The organism is Thioclava sp. F36-7 (assembly GCF_002020075.1).
Lineage (GTDB): Bacteria > Pseudomonadota > Alphaproteobacteria > Rhodobacterales > Rhodobacteraceae > Thioclava > Thioclava sediminum.
Window position 1 is genome coordinate 1 of sequence record NZ_MPZR01000018.1, and the last position, 16,087, is coordinate 16,087.

Here is a 16,087-nt window from a genome sequence, read left to right on the forward strand (position 1 = left end):
CGGTCCGCTCATGGACCTGCGCCAATTGCGGCGCGCAGCACGATCGCGACATCAATGCGGCGATCAACCTCAAGAATCTGGCCGGTAGCGAGGACCTCAAGGTCCGTCCGGTGTCAGCTTGTGGAGTGGAAGGCTCTGGCGGCGGGACTGATCCTGTCGTGAAACCGGCCACGATGAAGCAGGAAAATGGACCTGATCAGAAAAGATTAGGTCCATGAAAGCGGTGCAGTTGCGCAAGAGCGGCTGGAGACGATCGCGAAAGCCTCCGAGCCCGGTCCCGGCGTGTCCCGGCTGCCGTTCGGTCCCGAGCACGAGGCTGCGCTGGAGATCATCGCGGGTTGGATGAATCAGGCGGACTGCACGGTTACGCGCGATGCGGCGGGCACGCTGATCGGGCGGCGCGCAGGGCCTGCGGGCGCGCCCACGCTGCTGATCGGCTCGCATCAGGACAGCGTGCGTCATGGCGGTGCGTTCGACGGGATCATGGGGGTGGCGCTGGGATGCCTTGCGCTCGAAGCGCTTGGCGATCGCGCGCTGCCGTTTGCCGTGGAGGTGCTGGCCTTCGCCGATGAGGAGGGCGTGCGTTTCCCGACCGCGCTGATCGGGCCGCGCGCGTTGGCGGGCACGCTCGACCAAGGCGTTTTCGCGATGGTGGACAAGGCGGGCGTAAGCCTCGGTGCGGCGCTCAAGGCCTTTGGTGGCGATCCAGAAGGCACGGCAGCGTTGGCGTGCGACCCGGCCACGATCGCAGGCTATCTGGAGCTGCATATCGAGCAAGGCCCGGTGCTCGAAGCCGCGGACAAGCCGCTCGGCGTCGTCACCGCGATTTCCGGGATCGAGCGGCATCGCGTCACGATCACCGGCGAGGCGGGTCATGCGGGCACCGTGTTGATGGAGATGCGCCACGACGCGCTGCTAGCAGCCTCGGATCTGGTGCGCGGCGTGCATGACATGGCGCGCGATCAAGGTATCCGGGCGACGGTCGGGCAGCTCGATATCTCACCCAACGTGGTCAACGCGATCCCCGCGCGGATCGATCTGACCATCGAGATCCGCGCCGCCGAAGACCCGGCCCGCACCGCGATGGGCGCGGCGCTCAGCCCGCTTTGTGCGCAGATCGCCGAGGCCACGGCGACGCAGATCGAGATTGAGAAGACCTATGCCCAACCCGCCCAAGCCTGCGATGCAGGGCTGCGAGAGGGGCTCGCCGCAGCCGTTCGCACCGCGACCGGAGCGCCCGCGCCCGAGCTGCCGTCGGGGGCGACGCATGACGCCTCCGCGATGGCCGATCTCTGCCCGATCGCAATGCTGTTTGTGCGCTGCAAAGGCGGGATCAGCCACAACCCGGCCGAATATGCGAGTGCCGGGGATATGGGGGCGGCGGTCGACGCACTGGCTGCTTTCCTATCTGGTTTTTGTTCCAACGCCTGAGGCTCGTATGGCCTTCGACTTGTCACCCCACTCAGGCCTGAGCCTCGAAGCGTTCGAGCCAAGCCGCGATGTCTGTCACGCTGAACGGCGCGCAATTGTTGCCCAGTAGAAGTCTTCGCGGAAAGTCGGCTCGATCTCGGTGTCTGCGATCGATTGTGGCGTGGATAACGCGGCTGATTTCGGTGACTTGATTGATAGTGTAGTAGCGGGCGGATTGTTGGTGCATTGGCGTGTTTACTCCGCGCTCGCAATTCGCAGGGGCTATACGACAAGGAATGCCGCCGGCATTACGGGGTCTGATACGATGTAGTGATAGCCATGCATGAACTACGAAATTCGTAGGAGTGTTAGGCCTCAAATTAGTGAGGCGCAGCGCCGGGGCGTTTCAGTGCGATGAGCCGTCGTTAAGAGCGCCCTCGAAGAAGTTTTTTACAGTAGCGCGCACAGTTGCCTCGACATCGATTTCCACGGGCATGTTGTAGACGTATTTCCGAATAGCGATATAGAACACCGCCCCGTGTAACCCCCAGAGGAGCTCGACCTCATCAGTGTCTGGCGCGTCGCGGTCTTGCGGGTTGTGCCGGGAAGCACGCAATTCTATCGCAGCCGGCTCGATGATCTTCGTTCGAATGATATCGAGGTAGCGTTCGGTCAGGCCGTAGGACTTCAGCCCGGATGACACGAAGATTCGAACCCAGTCATAGTCAAACACCCGTTCAGAGTATTCGATGTAGAACTGCGTAAGGCGATCCTGAAGAGAACGGTCGCCTTCGAGCACGAGCGTGTCCCAGTCCGGGTTCCAGCGCTCTAGAAAAACATGCTCGTAGACGCGTTCGATCAGTGCGTCTTTGCTTTCGAAGTGCCGGTAGATGACCGCGTGGGACACGCCCATACGCTTGGCCAATTCGCGTGTCTGGCCCTCAAATCCCGATTCGGCGAAGAACCGGACCGCCTCGCTGACGATCAGTTTTTCGCGTTCTTCCCCGCGCATGTTCTTGCGGCGCGGCCGTTGATTTTCGGTCTTTTTCTCCGAGGTCATGCCTGTCTCTCTTCTCTTATCCCGAGCCTAATGCAAACCATTGTTGTAACCAACTGGTCATTTTTTCTTGACCGGTCCCAATTGTCCTGCATTATAGAAGTTACCAAATGGTCACTTTGTAGCTGGGGAGAGCTGCGGGCCGGAGGAGGATATGTGAAATTACCATCGTTCGAATACCTGCGTGCGCGCAGTCTTGCTGAGGCATGGGCGCTCCATTCCGACGCGGGAGGCGACGCCGTCTACCTGTCGGGCGGGCACAGTGTCGTGCCCTCGATGGCGCTGCGTCTGCAGGCGCCGTCGCGGCTGATCGACATCTCGCAAATTGCCGAACTGCATGGTGTCGAGCTGCAGGACCAAACGCTGCGCATCGGTGCGATGACCCGTCATGCGGAGGTGCTGGCCAATCCGTTGATCGCGCGCCATGCGCCGCTGCTTTCCCGCGCTGCCCCCCATGTCGCGCACCCTGCAATTCGCAATCGTGGCACAATAGGCGGCAATCTGGCGCTTGCCGATCCGGCATCTGAATTCCCGGCTGCTGTGCTGGCCATGCGGGCGGAGCTTGAGGTCATGGGGCCCGAAGGCCAGCGCATGATCGCCGCCGACGATTTCTTTCTCGACCTTTACGAAACAGCCCTCATCCCCGGCGAAGTGCTGACCGCCATTCACGTGCCGCTCCCTCCCGAAGGACGGCTGTTCGGCTTCGACGAGATCGCGCGTCGCCGGGGCGATTACGCCATGGTGGGCGTTGCCGCACAGGCCGATATGTCCGATGGCGTGGTTTCCGATGCGTCGGTGACGCTGTTTTCAGTGGGTGTCGCCCCGACGCGCGCCACCGCGGCGCAAGACGCGCTGGAAGGCGCCCCGCTTTCTTCGGACTCCATTGCCCGCGCTCAGGCCGCCTTGGCCACCGATCTCGACCCACCCGACGATCCCGGTTTTCCGGCAGAGCGTCGCCTGCAACTCGCGCGCGTCCTTCTCGGGCGGGTGTTGACCCGGATGGAGGCTGTTCAATGAAGATTTTGTTGAGCACGACCGTGAATGGCGAACAGGTTCAGGAAGCCGTTCTCCCCCGCACCAGTCTCGCTGATTTCTTGCGCGAGGATCTGGGCCTGACGGGCACGCATCTGGGCTGCGAAATGGGCGCCTGCGGGGCCTGTCTGGTGCTTATGGACGGCGTTCCGGTGCATGCCTGCCTCGTGCTGGCGGTGCAGGCGGAAGGTAGCACGATCGAGACGATCGAGGGGCTGAATGAGACCGGTGCTGCGGCCGATCTTCAGGCGCATTTCCACGACCGCAACGCGCTGCAATGCGGTTTTTGCACGAATGGAATGCTGATGAGCGCGCAGGCGTTGCTGGAGGCGAACCCGGTGCCGACGCGAGACGAAATCCGCGACGCGCTGTCGGGTAATTACTGCCGCTGCACAGGCTACGAGGCCATCGTGGACGCTATCGACACCACAGCCCGCGACCGCGCAGCCCGGACGGAGGCGGCGAAATGACCCTGCATATCGGCCAGTCGCAGCGCCGCGAGAATGCGCGTCGCCACCTCGCAGGTCGGGGTCGCTTTGTCAGCGATCTCGCTCTGCCGCGCATGCTGCACGCAGTCTTCGTCCGTAGCCCGATGGCAAAGGGTCGGCTGGTCGAAATCGACACGAGCGAAGCCGAACAATCCCCCGGCGTTGTGCGGATCCTGACAGCCGCCGAGCTGAACGCGCGTTGCAAGCCGTGGGTCGGCACGCTCGATCATTTCGCAGGCATGCAGAGCCCGCCAATGAACATCCTCGCCGAGGAGGAAGTGCTGTGGACCGGCCAGCCGGTGGCGATGATCATTGCCAAGAGCCGGGCCGAGGCCGAGGATGCCGCCGACTTGGTGATGGTGGATATCGAGGATTCCGAGCCGGTGACCGATGGCGCTGCGGCTCTGCAGGACGGCGCGCCCTTGGCGAACAGTGGCGCGCGGGACAATCTTTGTTACGAGGCGCTGTTGGAGACGCCAGCGGTGAACGAGGCCTTTGCCGATGCCGCGCACGTGGTCGAGGCCAGTTTCACCTTCGGCCGCCACACCGCCGTCACGCTCGAGCCGCGCGCGGTGATCGCCGATTTCGACCCGTCGAGTGGCGCGCTCACCGTGCATCACGGGACGCAGACACCCTATCAGTTCCAGGACGTCTATGCGCGCCACTTCGGTCTGCCCGAGGGCAAGGTCCGCGTCATCGCGCCTGATGTGGGCGGCTCGTTCGGCATGAAGCTGCATGTCTATAACGAAGAGATGGGCGCCGTCGCGGCGAGCATGATCCTCAAGCGCCCGGTGCGCTACGTGGCCGACCGGCTGGAGAGCTTTCTTTCCGACATCCACGCTCGCGATCATATCGTGAAAGGCCGCATGGCGCTGGACGCGGAGGGCAAGATCCTCGCGATGGACGTCGATGATCTGGCGCCGGTCGGCGCGGTTTCGGCCTATCCGCGCACCAGCGCTGCCGAGGGCAATCAGGTGATCCGCCTCATGGGCGCTCCCTACAACATGCCTGATTATCGCGGCCGGCTGCAGGTCGCCTTTCAGAACAAGGTGCAGACAAGCCAGTATCGCGCGGTGGGGCATCCCATCGCCTGTGCGGTGACCGAGGCGCTGGTTGAACGGGCGGCGGAGGTCACGGGCCTCGATCCGTTCGAGATCCGTGCCCGCAACCTGATTGCCGACGATGCCTATCCGCATGTGTCGGCCACCGGCTATCAGTTCGAGAAGCTCTCGCATCAGGCCAGTCTGGCCAAGCTGCGCGAGATGATGGACCCCGACGCGCTACGTGCCGATCAGGCTCGGCTGCGCGAACAGGGCATCTATCGCGGGTTCGGCATCGCCTCCTTTGTCGAGATCACCAATCCCGGCGCGGCCTTCTACGGCGTCGGCGGGGCGCGGATCTCCGCGCAGGACGGTGCAGTGGTGCGGATGACGCCCTCTGGCGACATCCATTGTGCCATCTCGGTCACCGAGCAAGGGCAGGGCACCGAGACGATCATCGCGCAGGTGGTCGCCGATCAGCTGGGTGTTTCGCCCGAACGGGTGAGCGTCACCACGGGCGACACCGCGACCACGCCAAGCGGCGGCGCCACCTGGGCTTGCCGGGGCGCCGGCATCGGCGGCGAGACGGCGCTGCGCGCCGGACGCAAGTTGCGCGAGCGGATTTTGACTTTGGCGGGCGCGCTACTGCAGGCCGATCCGGCGACACTGCGGCTCGAAGATGGCGCGGTTGTCGATGTCGCCACGGGCGAGGCGCGCATCACGCTCGAAGAGATTGGCCGCGTCGCCACCTACCGGCCCGACACGCTGCCCGACGGGGTCGATCATTCGCTGACCGTCGCGCATCATTTCGCGCCCTCCGGCTACCCGTTCGATTTCACCAACGGCATTCAGGGCAGTCTGGTCGAGGTCGATGTGGAGACCGGCATCGTGCGGATCCTGAAGCATTGGGTCGTCGAGGATTGCGGTCGCATCATCAACCCGCTTCTGGTCGACGAACAGATCCGCGGCGGCGTCGTGCAGGGGCTTGGCCCCGCCTTCTTCGAGGAATGCCAGTACGACGCCGACGGCCAGCTCACCAACGGGTCGCTCGCCGATTATCTCGTGCCCATGGCCTGCGAGATGCCCGATATCGAAATCGCCCATATCGAGACGCCCACCGAGGACACGATCCTTGGCGCCAAGGGCGTGGGCGAAGCGGGAACCGCCGCTGCCGGCGCCGCCGCGATGAACGCGGTGAATGACGCGCTGCGCCCCTTTGGCGCACGGCTCACCCAGACACCCATGACGCCGCTGCGCATCCTTGATGCGCTCGACGCGGCCCGAAAGCAAAGGACCGATCCATGAAGCTTGAAGGAGAGCAGCTCCTGAGCGCCGACCCCCAGACCGTCTGGGCGGCACTCTTCGACCGTGACGTGCTGGCCGAAGCCATTCCCGGCTGCGAAAGCCTCGAACAGCTAAGCGAAACCGAATTCACTGCTGTGGTGAAGCTCAAGATCGGCCCGGTTTCGGCCCGCTTCAAGGGCGCGGTCACGCTGAGCGATATCGTGCCCGGCCAATCCTGCACGTTGTCCGGCAAAGGCTCGGGTGGGGTCGCGGGGTTCGCCAAGGGGGCGGCGCAGGTGACGCTGGCGCCCGAGGCGGACGGCACGCGGCTTTGCTATGACGCCGATATCGCGGTGGGCGGGAAGCTCGCCTCTCTCGGCAACCGGCTGATCGGCGCCACGGCGCAGAAGCTGACCGACGCCTTTTTCACCAATTTTTCCGATGCGTTGGCCCAACCGGAGGAGGCTGGGCCGACCTGATCCGCTGGCGCGCAGCGAGGTCAGGCCAGACACGAAAAAAAGCGCGTATAACAAGAACCATCCTTGGGAGGAGGATACTAATGACAACCACACGCAGGGCCTTTGTGGCCATGTCCTCGGCAGCCTTGGCGCTGCCCTTTCTGAACACCCGCAGCATTGCGGCTCAGAACATCTCGATTCAGATCGGGTCGAGCCACCCGACCAACAATATCTGGGTCTACGCCATGCAGAACGCACTGCAACCGGCGCTCGAAAAGCTGCTGGCGGATGCGGGCGGCGAGTATTCCGTGAGCTGGAACGAGAACTACGGCGGCACGCTCTACAAGTTCAAGGACACCCGCACGGCGGTGCGCGACGGCATCGTCGATGTCGGCATGGTGGGGACGGTCTGGGAAGGCTCGGCGATGCCGCTGCAGAACGTGACCTATTTCACCCCCTTCGCGAATGTCGATCATAACGTCACCATCGACATCTTCGACAAGCTGACCGACGAACTGCCGGAGCTGCGCGCAGGGTGGACCGACCAGAACATGGTGCATCTGTCCTCGCTGGTGACCGACAGCTACGACGTCTACGCCAAATTCCCCATCACCTCGGTCGATGACATCCGGAACCGCCGCCTCAACGCGCCGGGCACCTCGGCCAACTGGCTGGCGGGGACCGGCTGCACGCCGGTGGATGGCGCGCTGACCACCTATTACACCGACATCCAGACCGGCGTTTCCGAGGGCACGCTCTCCTTCGCCAGCGGCATCCAGCCCACTCGAGTCTACGAGGTTGCGCCGCATCTGACGCGGGTCGGCTTCGGCTCGATGTATTTCGGCGGGATCGCGGTGAACAAGGGCTTCTACGACCGGCTGCCCGAGCCCGTGCAGGCCGCGCTGAAAGAAGCGGGACGTATCACCTCGCGCGCGCATGGCGACTACATCACGAAACGCACGACCGAGGCGATCACCGAGATGAAGGGCGCCGGGCTGCAGATCACCGAAATGGCCCCTGCAGAGCGCGAACGCTGGGCCGAGACGCTCCCCGACGTCGCGAAGCCTTGGCTTGAGGCCAATGGCGCGGCGGCGGCAACGGTGGCCAAAGCGTATTTTGGCGAACTGGAAGCTCGTGGCATCAAACCTGCCCGTGACTGGACCGCCGGGATCTGAAGCCATGGCTTCGATCCCGCGCGCAACTGAGGGAGCCTCTATGCAACGCGCCAGTCTCCTGGCTACAAGCCTGCCCGCGCTTCGGCGCGGGCTACAGCTTGCCCTGAACGCGATGGCGGCGGTGGGCGTGCTGTGGATTTTTGCCATCATGTTGCTGATCGTCGCCGACGTGGTCGGTCGCAATTTTCTGGCCGCGCCGATCATCGGCGTCGCCGAGATCGCGGCCCGCTCGGTCGTGGCCATCGTCTTCCTGCTGCTGCCGGCTGCCGCGCTGAACGGCACCCTGATCCGGTCGGATTTCCTGATGCGTGGGCTCCAGCGTTTTTCGCCCCGGTCGGTGCGGCTACTGGACAGCCTGTTTGCGCTTGCCGGGGGGGGCATCTTCGGACTGGTGGCGCTGGCCGCCTGGCCCGATACGCATGACGCCTGGGTCAGCTCGGAGTTTTTCGGGGTGCGCGGCGTCTGGACGCTGCCGACCTTCCCTTTCCACCTGTTGGTGGTGCTGGGGGCCTCTGTCACCAGTCTCGCCTGCATCTTTTCGGCCGTCGAGACCCTGCTGAACCGCCCGACTGAGGAGCACTTCTGACATGAGCAGCATCACCATAGGACTGATCCTCATTGGCGTGCTCTTCGCGCTCGTGCTCTTGGGGATGCGCATCGCCGTGGCGCTTCTGGTCGTGGCCTTTGCCGGGGTCTGGATCATTCGCGGCAATTTCGACCTTTCCATGCGGCTCATGTCCATCGCCGCCTACAATGGGGTTGCCAACTATCTCTTCGCGACGATCCCGCTCTTTGTTCTGATGGGGCACCTCGTCAGCATCTCGAATGTGGGCAAGGATACGTTCGACGTCGCCGAGGCGCTGCTGCGCCGCCTGCTTGGCGGCCTCGGCATCGCCACCGTGGCCGCCAACACTGTCTTTGCCGCCGTGACCGGCGTTTCCATCGCCTCGGCAGCGGTTTTCACCAAGGTCGCCGTGCCTGAGATGACGCGCCACGGCTATTCGCCCTCGTTTTCCGCGGGCACCGTCGCGGGCAGTTCGGTTCTCGGCATGCTCATCCCACCGAGCCTGCTTCTGATCATCTACGGTGTGTTGGCCGAGCAATCCATCGGCCGGATGTTCATTGCGGGGCTGGTGCCTGGCGCGCTGCTGGCGACGGGCTTCGTGCTGTGGATCCTGTTGGCCGCGAAATTCGCGCCCGGCATCGTCTTTGCCTCTCCCAAGGCCCAAGAGACCGACCCCGAGGCGCAGGCCTATGATGACCTGTCGACGGGCGAGCTCCTGCGCAAGATCGTCCCGATCATCGTGCTGGTGACCTTCGTTCTTGGCGGGCTCTATTCCGGGTTCTTCACCCCGACGGAAGCCGGGGGCGTCGGAGCCTTCGCGGCGCTGATCATTGCGATCTTCCGGCGTAGCCTGAACCTGCGCGGTTGCTGGGCGGTGCTGAGCCAGACCGGCACCATCTCGGTCGGCATCCTCGCGCTGCTGGTGGCCGCTGGCTTCTACAGCCAGATGCTTGCCGTCGCAGGTATCCCGGCCGCTATCGGCGCCTTTGTGAGCGGCAGCGGCTTTGGCCCGGTCGGGTTCCTGATCGTCTATGTGCTGCTGGTGCTGCTTCTCGGTATGATCCTGGATAGCAGTTCGATCCTGCTGATCGTGGTTCCTATCGCAGCTCCGATCGCGCAGCACCTTGGTTACGACTTGATCCAGTTCGGCATCATCACGGTGATTGCGGTCGAGGTCGGGTTGCTCACACCGCCCTTCGGGATTTCGATCTTCACGGTGCATTCGACGCTTGGAGACCGGAGCGTCTCCCTGGAATCCATCTTTGCCGGTGCGCTGCCCTATGTCGGCGTGATGCTGGGTGTGCTGATCCTCGTGGCCTCCTTTCCAGTGCTGATTATCGGTTAAGAGATCCCAGGCGCTGTGATCGATCTACTCCTCTCTCTCGGGTCAAAGCGCGGCGCGTAGGTCCGGGAGAGAGCGCGAGATTTGAACCTGCGAAGCGAAACCGTCCGAAGACGTCGCGGCGAGTCGCGTTGGCCGCACGCAACGGGATTGGATGAGCTTCGTCGCAAGGAGGCGGGGCGACTTTGGGACGCCGATCCGAGTTCGAGATATGCAGAGAAACGGACACCTTTCTAAGAGGGTAAATGGCATGGATCAGTCAACGACAGTTCTATGCGAGACCGAATGGCCCTTGGCTCGGTTCTTGGGGCCGGGGCCAATGTGTCTGTGTTTCATCAGCCATGTCGAGGGGCCGTCATATCGCCCGCTCGGCTCTGGCATGGCAGTCGATGGTGCCGGGCGGCGGTTCGGCAATTTGTCGTCGGGATGTATCGACGAGGATGTCGCGCTTCACGCGGTGGAGGCGTTGAAAACCGGCGCTCCGACGGTGCTGCGTTACGGGCGCGGGTCGCCTTTCATGGATATTCAACTGCCTTGTGGGGGAGGGCTGGAAGTAACCTTGCTGCCAGCCCCGGATCGTGAGGTTCTGGACGTGGTGCATCGCCGTCTGGTCGCGCGTGAAAATGCGACGCTGACGGTGCTGCCGGATGGCCAGATCGAAAACGGCGCGACGCGCGGCGGTCTGACGATGACCTTGCGCCCCAAAGTGCGGGTTCTGGTCTTTGGCGACGGTCCCGAGCCTCGGGGCTTTTCCGCGCTTGCGCAGGCTGCGAAATTGCCGGTCACGCTATATGCCGGAGCCGAGGAGACGCGCGATGGCATTGCAGGCGCATGCGCGTTTTCCGGCAAGACCTGGCCCGATACGGCCCATGTCGATTATCGCACGGCCGTCACGCTTTTCTTCCACGACCATGAGCGCGAAACCGCACTTTTGACGCATGCCTTGGAGACTCGCGCTTTCTATATCGGGGCGCAGGGAAGCCTTCGGGCGCGTCAATTGCGCGAAGCGGCCTTGAGTGCCGCCGGGGTGGAGGACGCGGGAATTGCGCGGCTTGTCGAACCCTTCGGATATGTCGCACATGCCCGGTCCGCGCAGGAAATGGCCGCTGGTGTGCTTGCTCAGGTGATCGATCACGCCCGGCGCGTCTGACGTAGGCGCGGCGTGATCTCATGTTCCCTTCTCGGGGCTTTTTGGCGGAATTCCTCTCCGACATATCCACCTCAATTTTCAAGTAGAGATCTTGTCTAAATATAAATAAATCAAATATTTACGTTGAATTCGATTCCCTAGGGAAGGCTTTCGTGCTACACATAGTGATACACAAGGCTCTTTCCCGGAGATGTGCGATGAATATCACCAAGCGCGGCGAAATTTGGCATCTGCGTCGGCGGGTTCCCAAAGGGTATGCCTCGGTCGATCCGCGCCGCGAAGTGGTGATCAGCCTTCGGACGGGGTCTGAGACATTGGCGCGAGAGAAGGCCCCGGTGCTCTGGGCCGAGCAGGTCGAGGCCTGGGAGGCGATGCTCGATGGCGACACGGAGGACGCGGAGGCGCGGTTCGCTGCGGCCAAGCGTTTTGCGAAGGCGCGCGGCTACCGGTTTCTCGATGCGCGCAAGGTAGCGCGCTTGCCTGTGGAAGAGTTGCTCGCGCGTATCGATCTGGTTGCCAGTGACGAGATGCGCGATCCGCTTGGGGCGGACTCCCTTCTTGGTGGGGCGGAGCTGCCGTTGATCACCGTATCGCGGGCGCTCGAGCTATTCTGGGGGCTCGCTCGTGACAAGACCTTGGGCAAGAGTGCGGACCAAGTTCGGCGCTGGCGTTACCCGCATATCAAGGCGGTGCAGAATTTCGTCTCGGTTGTCGGTGACAAGCCGCTTGATGATCTGTCGCGGGATGATTTCCTCGATTTTCGCGATTGGTGGGTGGAGCGGCTGGAGCGCGAATGGCTCACACCCAATTCCGCAAACAAGGATCTGACGCATCTCGGTGCGGTCTTGAAGCGCGTGAACCGCGACAAGCGGCTCGGGCTCGAGCTGCCGCTTGAGGACCTCGGTTTCCGACAGGGGAAAGCGGCGCGGCGGCCCTCCTTCTCCGACGCGTGGGTCCGGGATCGCTTGCTTGCCCCCGGTGCGCTTGATGGGCTGGAGCCGCAGGCGCGGGCGATCTTTCTGGTGATGGTGAATACCGGGCTCCGACCGAGCGAGATTGCAGCACTGCGGCCCGAGGAAGTCCGGCTCGATGATCCGATCCCGCATTTGCTGTTGCAGCCGATCGGGCGGGTTCTGAAGACGCAGAATGCGGAGCGCGTTATGCCGCTGCACGGTGTGTCGCTCGATGCGATGCGAGCGTTCCCGGACGGGTTTTCGCGTTATCGCGAGAGCTCCGCCACGCTGAGCGCAACTGTGAACACCTATCTGCGCGATGCCGGTCTCCTCGAGAGCGAGCGACATTCTGTCTACAGTCTGCGGCATGCTTTTGAGGATCGGATGCTTGCTGCTGAGATCGACGAGCGGATCCGGCGCGACATCATGGGGCATGCGCTGAGGCGTGAGCGTTATGGGGAGGGCGGGCGGCTTGCGGTGATCGCAGGGCTTCTCGAGCCGATCGCATTCTAAGCCGGAAGAGCGGTCAGCTCCGCAGTTTCACCTTTATCAGGGACGCCGGGTCGATATCGAGCGCCTGTGCGAGGCGCCAGACGTTGTCGATGGAGATATTCTGCTCGCTACGCTCCACGGCGCTCAAATAGGTTCTGTTGAGGCCAGATTCGAGCGCTAGACGTTCCTGCGACCATCCACGCTCTGCGCGCAGTGATCTGAGGTTGCTTGCGAGCGTGTCGCGCAGAGGGCTTTTCGGCGTCCGTTTCACCCCCTTGCAATCGCGCAATGTTGGTTTTAGCTCTACCGGTTATAAGAGACATTCGTGCGCTCGCTGATACATCTTTGCAAAGGGACCACCTCGATGGACGCAACTGAAATCGACCCCAGTTTTCTGCTCATTTCCGATCGAGAAATGTATACTCATCGTGATCGCAGTCTTGCCGGATCACTCGGGGATGGGTTTGTCTATCGCCGTATTAAGAACATGCTGGCGGACCCCTTGCTACGTCCGCTCCTCGAGCTGTTGGAGAATGGTGCGACGAGCTACGAAGGCGCGCTCAAACTCAAAGGGCGCGGTTTCCTCGAGACGCGGTCGATGATCGCGCGGCGAGGCCCGTTCAAGGAAGAAGAGTTGCAGTATGTCCTGCTGACGGATGAGGCTTGCAGCTATGCCCATCGCTGGCTCTTCGGGAGAGCGGAGGGGCCTGAGCCGGATCTCGATCCGGCGGAGTCCCTGCTGAAGGCTATTCGGCGCTATCTCGTTGTCGACACCGGTTCTGGTATCGTGGTGGGCCGAGATGTGCTGGAGGTCGCGATCGATTTCGACGATATGAACGTCTTAGGCCGCCTGATCCATCTGGACTACGGGCTTCGTCAACTTTCGGATCCTGGTTTCAGTGACCCGGTTTCTGAGGCGGATTGGATGGAAGCTCGCGCGTATTGGTCCGGGGCGGATAGTGCCGATCGAGTTGGGGCTGCTATCGTATCCTTCGACTCGTCCGAACTCCCGTAAGTGTTCTCGCGAGGAGGGCAGTAGGGCTGCATCCACAGACAGAGTGTCAGTTTTTCTTTCCTTCTGTCGCGACGCGATAGAAAGATCTTCAAACAAAGAGAGCCACGACTTTGGTGTCGTGGCTCTCGCTTTCTGTAAATATCTTGAGGCTTCGAAGCCGACCCTCCCAAGGACGCAGCGAGGCCCTTACCCTTTCGCGCCTTGCCCACGCGCATAGACATCTTCGTAGCGGATGATGTCGTCCTCGCCGAGATAGCTGCCGGTCTGCACTTCGATCAACGTCAGCGGAACTTTCCCCGGGTTCTCCATGCGATGGACGGCACCGAGCGGTATATAGACAGACTGGTTCTCGGTCACGAGTTTCACCTCGTCATCAATGGTCACCTTAGCGGTGCCCTCGACAACGATCCAGTGCTCAGCGCGGTGGTGGTGGCTTTGCAGGCTCAACGCGGCGCCCGGGTGAACGTGGATCCGTTTCACCTGGAAACGTTCACCGACAACGAGGCTCTCATACCAACCCCAGGGGCGGAAGTCGCGGGGTAGGGTCTCGGCTTGCGTAGCCCCCTTGGCCTTCAGCTCGGCAACGGCCTTCTTCACGTCCTGCGCACGGTCCTTATGGGCGACAAGAACCGCATCGGGCATGGCGACGGCGATGATATCCTCAAGCCCGATCCCGACCAGCTCCTGAGCGGTGTCCGTCGAGTGCAGAAGCGTATCGCGACAGTCGATTGCAGTGGCGGGGCCGGTCGCGACGATGCCGTGCTCGTTCGGGCTCCGCTCGCGCCAGACCGCCTGCCAGTCGCCTAAGTCCGACCACGCGCCGCCATAGGGCACGACTGTCAGGTTGTCGGCGCGCTCCATCACCGCGTAGTCGATCGAGATGTCCTCGAGCTGCGCCCAGGGCTCGGGCGCGAGCCGGGTGAAGCCCAGATCGCGCTCGGCGACCTCCACCGCGGCCTTGGTCTGCGCCAGCGTTTCGGGTGCGTGTTTGGCGAAGGCCTCAAGGATCGTCGAAGTAGAGAACAGGAAGATGCCCGCATTCCAGAGATGCATGCCACCCTCGAGCAGCGTCTCGGCCTTGGCCAGATCGGGCTTTTCGACGAAGGATTTCAGCGGTTGTGGGGTTGCGGAGAATTCCGGGTCCGGGGCTTCGCTCAACTCCAACCATCCGTAGCCGGTCTCGGGGCGATCGGGGCGGATGCCGAAGGTGACCAGCTGTCCGGCCTCGGCTGCCGGGGCGGCGGCCTCGACCGCTGCACGGAAACGCGTAGGATCGGGGATGACGTGATCCGAGGGCGCTATCAGCATCAGCGCGCCGGGCTCGCGGACTTCGAGCACCAGCGCGCCGGCGCAGATCGCGGCGGCGGTGTTGCGAGCGGACGGCTCGATCAGGATATCGGCGGGGGCGATTTCGAGCGCGGCCAGTTGTTCGATCACCACGAAGCGGAAATCCGCGCCGGTGATTACGGAAGGTGATGCGAACCCTTCGCCTGCGAGCCGTTTGGCGGAGGCCTGGAACAGGCTCTCTTCGCCCATCAGGTTGACGAATTGTTTGGGGTAGCTCTTGCGCGAGAGCGGCCAGAGGCGCGTGCCCGAGCCGCCGCAGAGGAGGACGGGGTGGATCGTCTTGCTCATAAATCCCTCTCAGGTTCTGGCAGTGTCGTAGTTCGCGAGGAACCAGCGATAAGTCTCGGCGATCCCGTCTTCGAGGCCGATGCGCGCCTGCCAGCCCATCGCTTTCAGGCGGCTGACATCCATCAGCTTGCGCATTGTGCCATCGGGCTTGGAGGTGTCGGTCGTGATCCGCCCTTCGAAACCGGTCACCTTCGCGACCATTTGCGCCAGCTCCAGGATCGAGATGTCGCTGCCCGAGCCTACGTTGATATGGCTCAGCATCGGATCGGTATTCGCGTCATACTCCGCCTTGGGCAGGTCGAGCACGAAGAGCGAGGCCTCGGCCATATCATCGACATGTAGGAACTCGCGCCGCGGCGTGCCGGTGCCCCAGATCGTGACCTCTTCCAGCCCATCCCGCGCGGCCTCGTGGAAGCGCCGGATCAGGGCGGGAAGCACATGGCTGTTCTCCGGGTGGAAGTTGTCGCCCGGCCCGTAGAGGTTCGTGGGCATCACCGAGCGGTAATCGACGCCATGCTGGCGATTGTAGCTCTCGCAAAGCTTGATCCCCGCGATCTTCGCGATCGCATAGGGCTCGTTCGTGGGCTCGAGCGGCCCGGTCAGTAGCGCGTCCTCCGCCATCGGTTGCGGGGCGGCCTTGGGGTAGATGCAGGAAGAGCCGAGCTGCAGGAGTTTCATGACCCCAGCGGCAAAGGCCTGATGGATCACGTTGGCCTCGATCATGAGGTTCTCGTAGATGAACTCGGCCGGATAGGTGTTGTTCGCGTGGATCCCGCCGACCTTGGCCGCGGCGAGGATCACCACGTCAGGTCGCTCCACCTGCATAAACTTGCGCACCGCCGCCTGATTGGTCAGGTCGAGTTCAGAATGCGTGCGGGTGATCAGCTCCAGCGTCTCACCCTTGGTCTTGCGCGTCTCCAGCTGGCGCAGAATTGCGCCGCCCACCATCCCGCGATGGCCTGCGATATAGATCTTGGTCATCGTCTTCGCC

At 63.0% G+C, this 16,087-nt stretch carries 16 protein-coding genes; 12 read left to right on the forward strand and 4 right to left on the reverse strand.

The window, feature by feature from the left end:
* Together BMI89_RS19835 and BMI89_RS19840 are read left to right on the forward strand one after the other, a co-directional pair.
* The coding region (locus tag BMI89_RS19835) for a zinc ribbon domain-containing protein (protein ID WP_143593977.1) at window positions 1-218 on the forward strand (218 nt) is incomplete at its 5' end.
* A 34-nt stretch (window positions 219-252) separates the two neighbouring features.
* Window positions 253-1,431, forward strand: coding sequence for a M20 family metallo-hydrolase (locus tag BMI89_RS19840; protein WP_281478365.1), 1,179 nt, complete (start codon window positions 253-255; stop codon window positions 1,429-1,431).
* A 385-nt stretch (window positions 1,432-1,816) separates the two neighbouring features.
* Here the strand turns inward: BMI89_RS19840 and BMI89_RS19845 are convergent, their stop codons facing one another.
* Entirely contained in the window at window positions 1,817-2,470 is a 654-nt protein-coding gene (locus tag BMI89_RS19845) for a TetR/AcrR family transcriptional regulator (protein ID WP_210402184.1), read from the reverse strand.
* Between the two features lie 30 nt (window positions 2,471-2,500).
* On the opposite strand from BMI89_RS19845, the gene BMI89_RS19850 reads away from it, so the two are divergent.
* From BMI89_RS19850 to BMI89_RS19890, 9 genes are all read left to right on the forward strand, one after another.
* Window positions 2,501-3,484: a xanthine dehydrogenase family protein subunit M gene (locus BMI89_RS19850; RefSeq protein WP_210402185.1), complete on the forward strand. Its 984-nt coding sequence runs from the start codon at window positions 2,501-2,503 to the stop codon at window positions 3,482-3,484.
* Window positions 3,481-3,969 carry a (2Fe-2S)-binding protein gene (locus BMI89_RS19855; RefSeq protein ID WP_078572502.1) on the forward strand — a complete coding sequence of 163 codons (489 nt, stop codon included), beginning with the start codon at window positions 3,481-3,483 and terminating at the stop codon, window positions 3,967-3,969. Before BMI89_RS19850 ends, BMI89_RS19855 begins: the two co-directional genes overlap by 4 nt.
* Window positions 3,966-6,332: a xanthine dehydrogenase family protein molybdopterin-binding subunit gene (locus BMI89_RS19860; protein WP_078572503.1), complete on the forward strand. Its 2,367-nt coding sequence runs from the start codon at window positions 3,966-3,968 to the stop codon at window positions 6,330-6,332. The genes BMI89_RS19855 and BMI89_RS19860 overlap by 4 nt, the downstream gene beginning before the upstream one ends.
* Entirely contained in the window at window positions 6,329-6,790 is a 462-nt protein-coding gene (locus BMI89_RS19865; protein ID WP_078572504.1) for a carbon monoxide dehydrogenase subunit G, read from the forward strand. Before BMI89_RS19860 ends, BMI89_RS19865 begins: the two co-directional genes overlap by 4 nt.
* Before the next feature lie 80 nt (window positions 6,791-6,870).
* Complete coding sequence (locus BMI89_RS19870) at window positions 6,871-7,944, forward strand: C4-dicarboxylate TRAP transporter substrate-binding protein (protein WP_078572505.1); 1,074 nt, start codon at window positions 6,871-6,873, stop codon at window positions 7,942-7,944.
* A gap of 40 nt (window positions 7,945-7,984) precedes the next feature.
* On the forward strand, window positions 7,985-8,530 hold the full coding sequence (locus BMI89_RS19875) for a TRAP transporter small permease (RefSeq protein ID WP_168174801.1): 546 nt from the start codon (window positions 7,985-7,987) through the stop codon (window positions 8,528-8,530).
* 1 nt (window position 8,531) lies between these two features.
* Entirely contained in the window at window positions 8,532-9,854 is a 1,323-nt protein-coding gene (locus BMI89_RS19880) for a TRAP transporter large permease (protein WP_078572507.1), read from the forward strand.
* A 151-nt stretch (window positions 9,855-10,005) separates the two neighbouring features.
* The gene (locus BMI89_RS19885) at window positions 10,006-11,001 is read left to right on the forward strand and encodes an XdhC family protein (RefSeq protein ID WP_078572508.1); all 996 of its coding nucleotides are present in this window, start codon (window positions 10,006-10,008) and stop codon (window positions 10,999-11,001) included.
* Window positions 11,002-11,198: 197 nt separating this feature from the next.
* Window positions 11,199-12,467 (forward strand): DUF6538 domain-containing protein, encoded by a 1,269-nt coding sequence (locus BMI89_RS19890; protein WP_078572509.1) that lies wholly within the window; start codon window positions 11,199-11,201, stop codon window positions 12,465-12,467.
* Between the two features lie 13 nt (window positions 12,468-12,480).
* On the opposite strand, the gene BMI89_RS19895 is transcribed toward BMI89_RS19890, so the two are convergent.
* A complete protein-coding gene (locus tag BMI89_RS19895; protein WP_078572529.1) occupies window positions 12,481-12,717 on the reverse strand; it encodes a helix-turn-helix transcriptional regulator in 237 nt (78 codons plus the stop codon).
* A gap of 93 nt (window positions 12,718-12,810) precedes the next feature.
* Between BMI89_RS19895 and BMI89_RS19900 the strand changes: the two genes are divergently transcribed.
* A complete protein-coding gene (locus BMI89_RS19900) occupies window positions 12,811-13,461 on the forward strand; it encodes a hypothetical protein (RefSeq protein WP_143593978.1) in 651 nt (216 codons plus the stop codon).
* A 186-nt stretch (window positions 13,462-13,647) separates the two neighbouring features.
* On the opposite strand, the gene BMI89_RS19905 is transcribed toward BMI89_RS19900, so the two are convergent.
* Both BMI89_RS19905 and BMI89_RS19910 read right to left on the reverse strand, forming a co-directional pair.
* A complete protein-coding gene (locus tag BMI89_RS19905) occupies window positions 13,648-15,096 on the reverse strand; it encodes a mannose-1-phosphate guanylyltransferase/mannose-6-phosphate isomerase (RefSeq protein WP_078572511.1) in 1,449 nt (482 codons plus the stop codon).
* A gap of 9 nt (window positions 15,097-15,105) precedes the next feature.
* The gene (locus BMI89_RS19910) at window positions 15,106-16,077 is read right to left on the reverse strand and encodes a GDP-L-fucose synthase (RefSeq protein ID WP_078572512.1); all 972 of its coding nucleotides are present in this window, start codon (window positions 16,075-16,077) and stop codon (window positions 15,106-15,108) included.
* Between the last annotated feature and the right edge of the window lie 10 nt (window positions 16,078-16,087).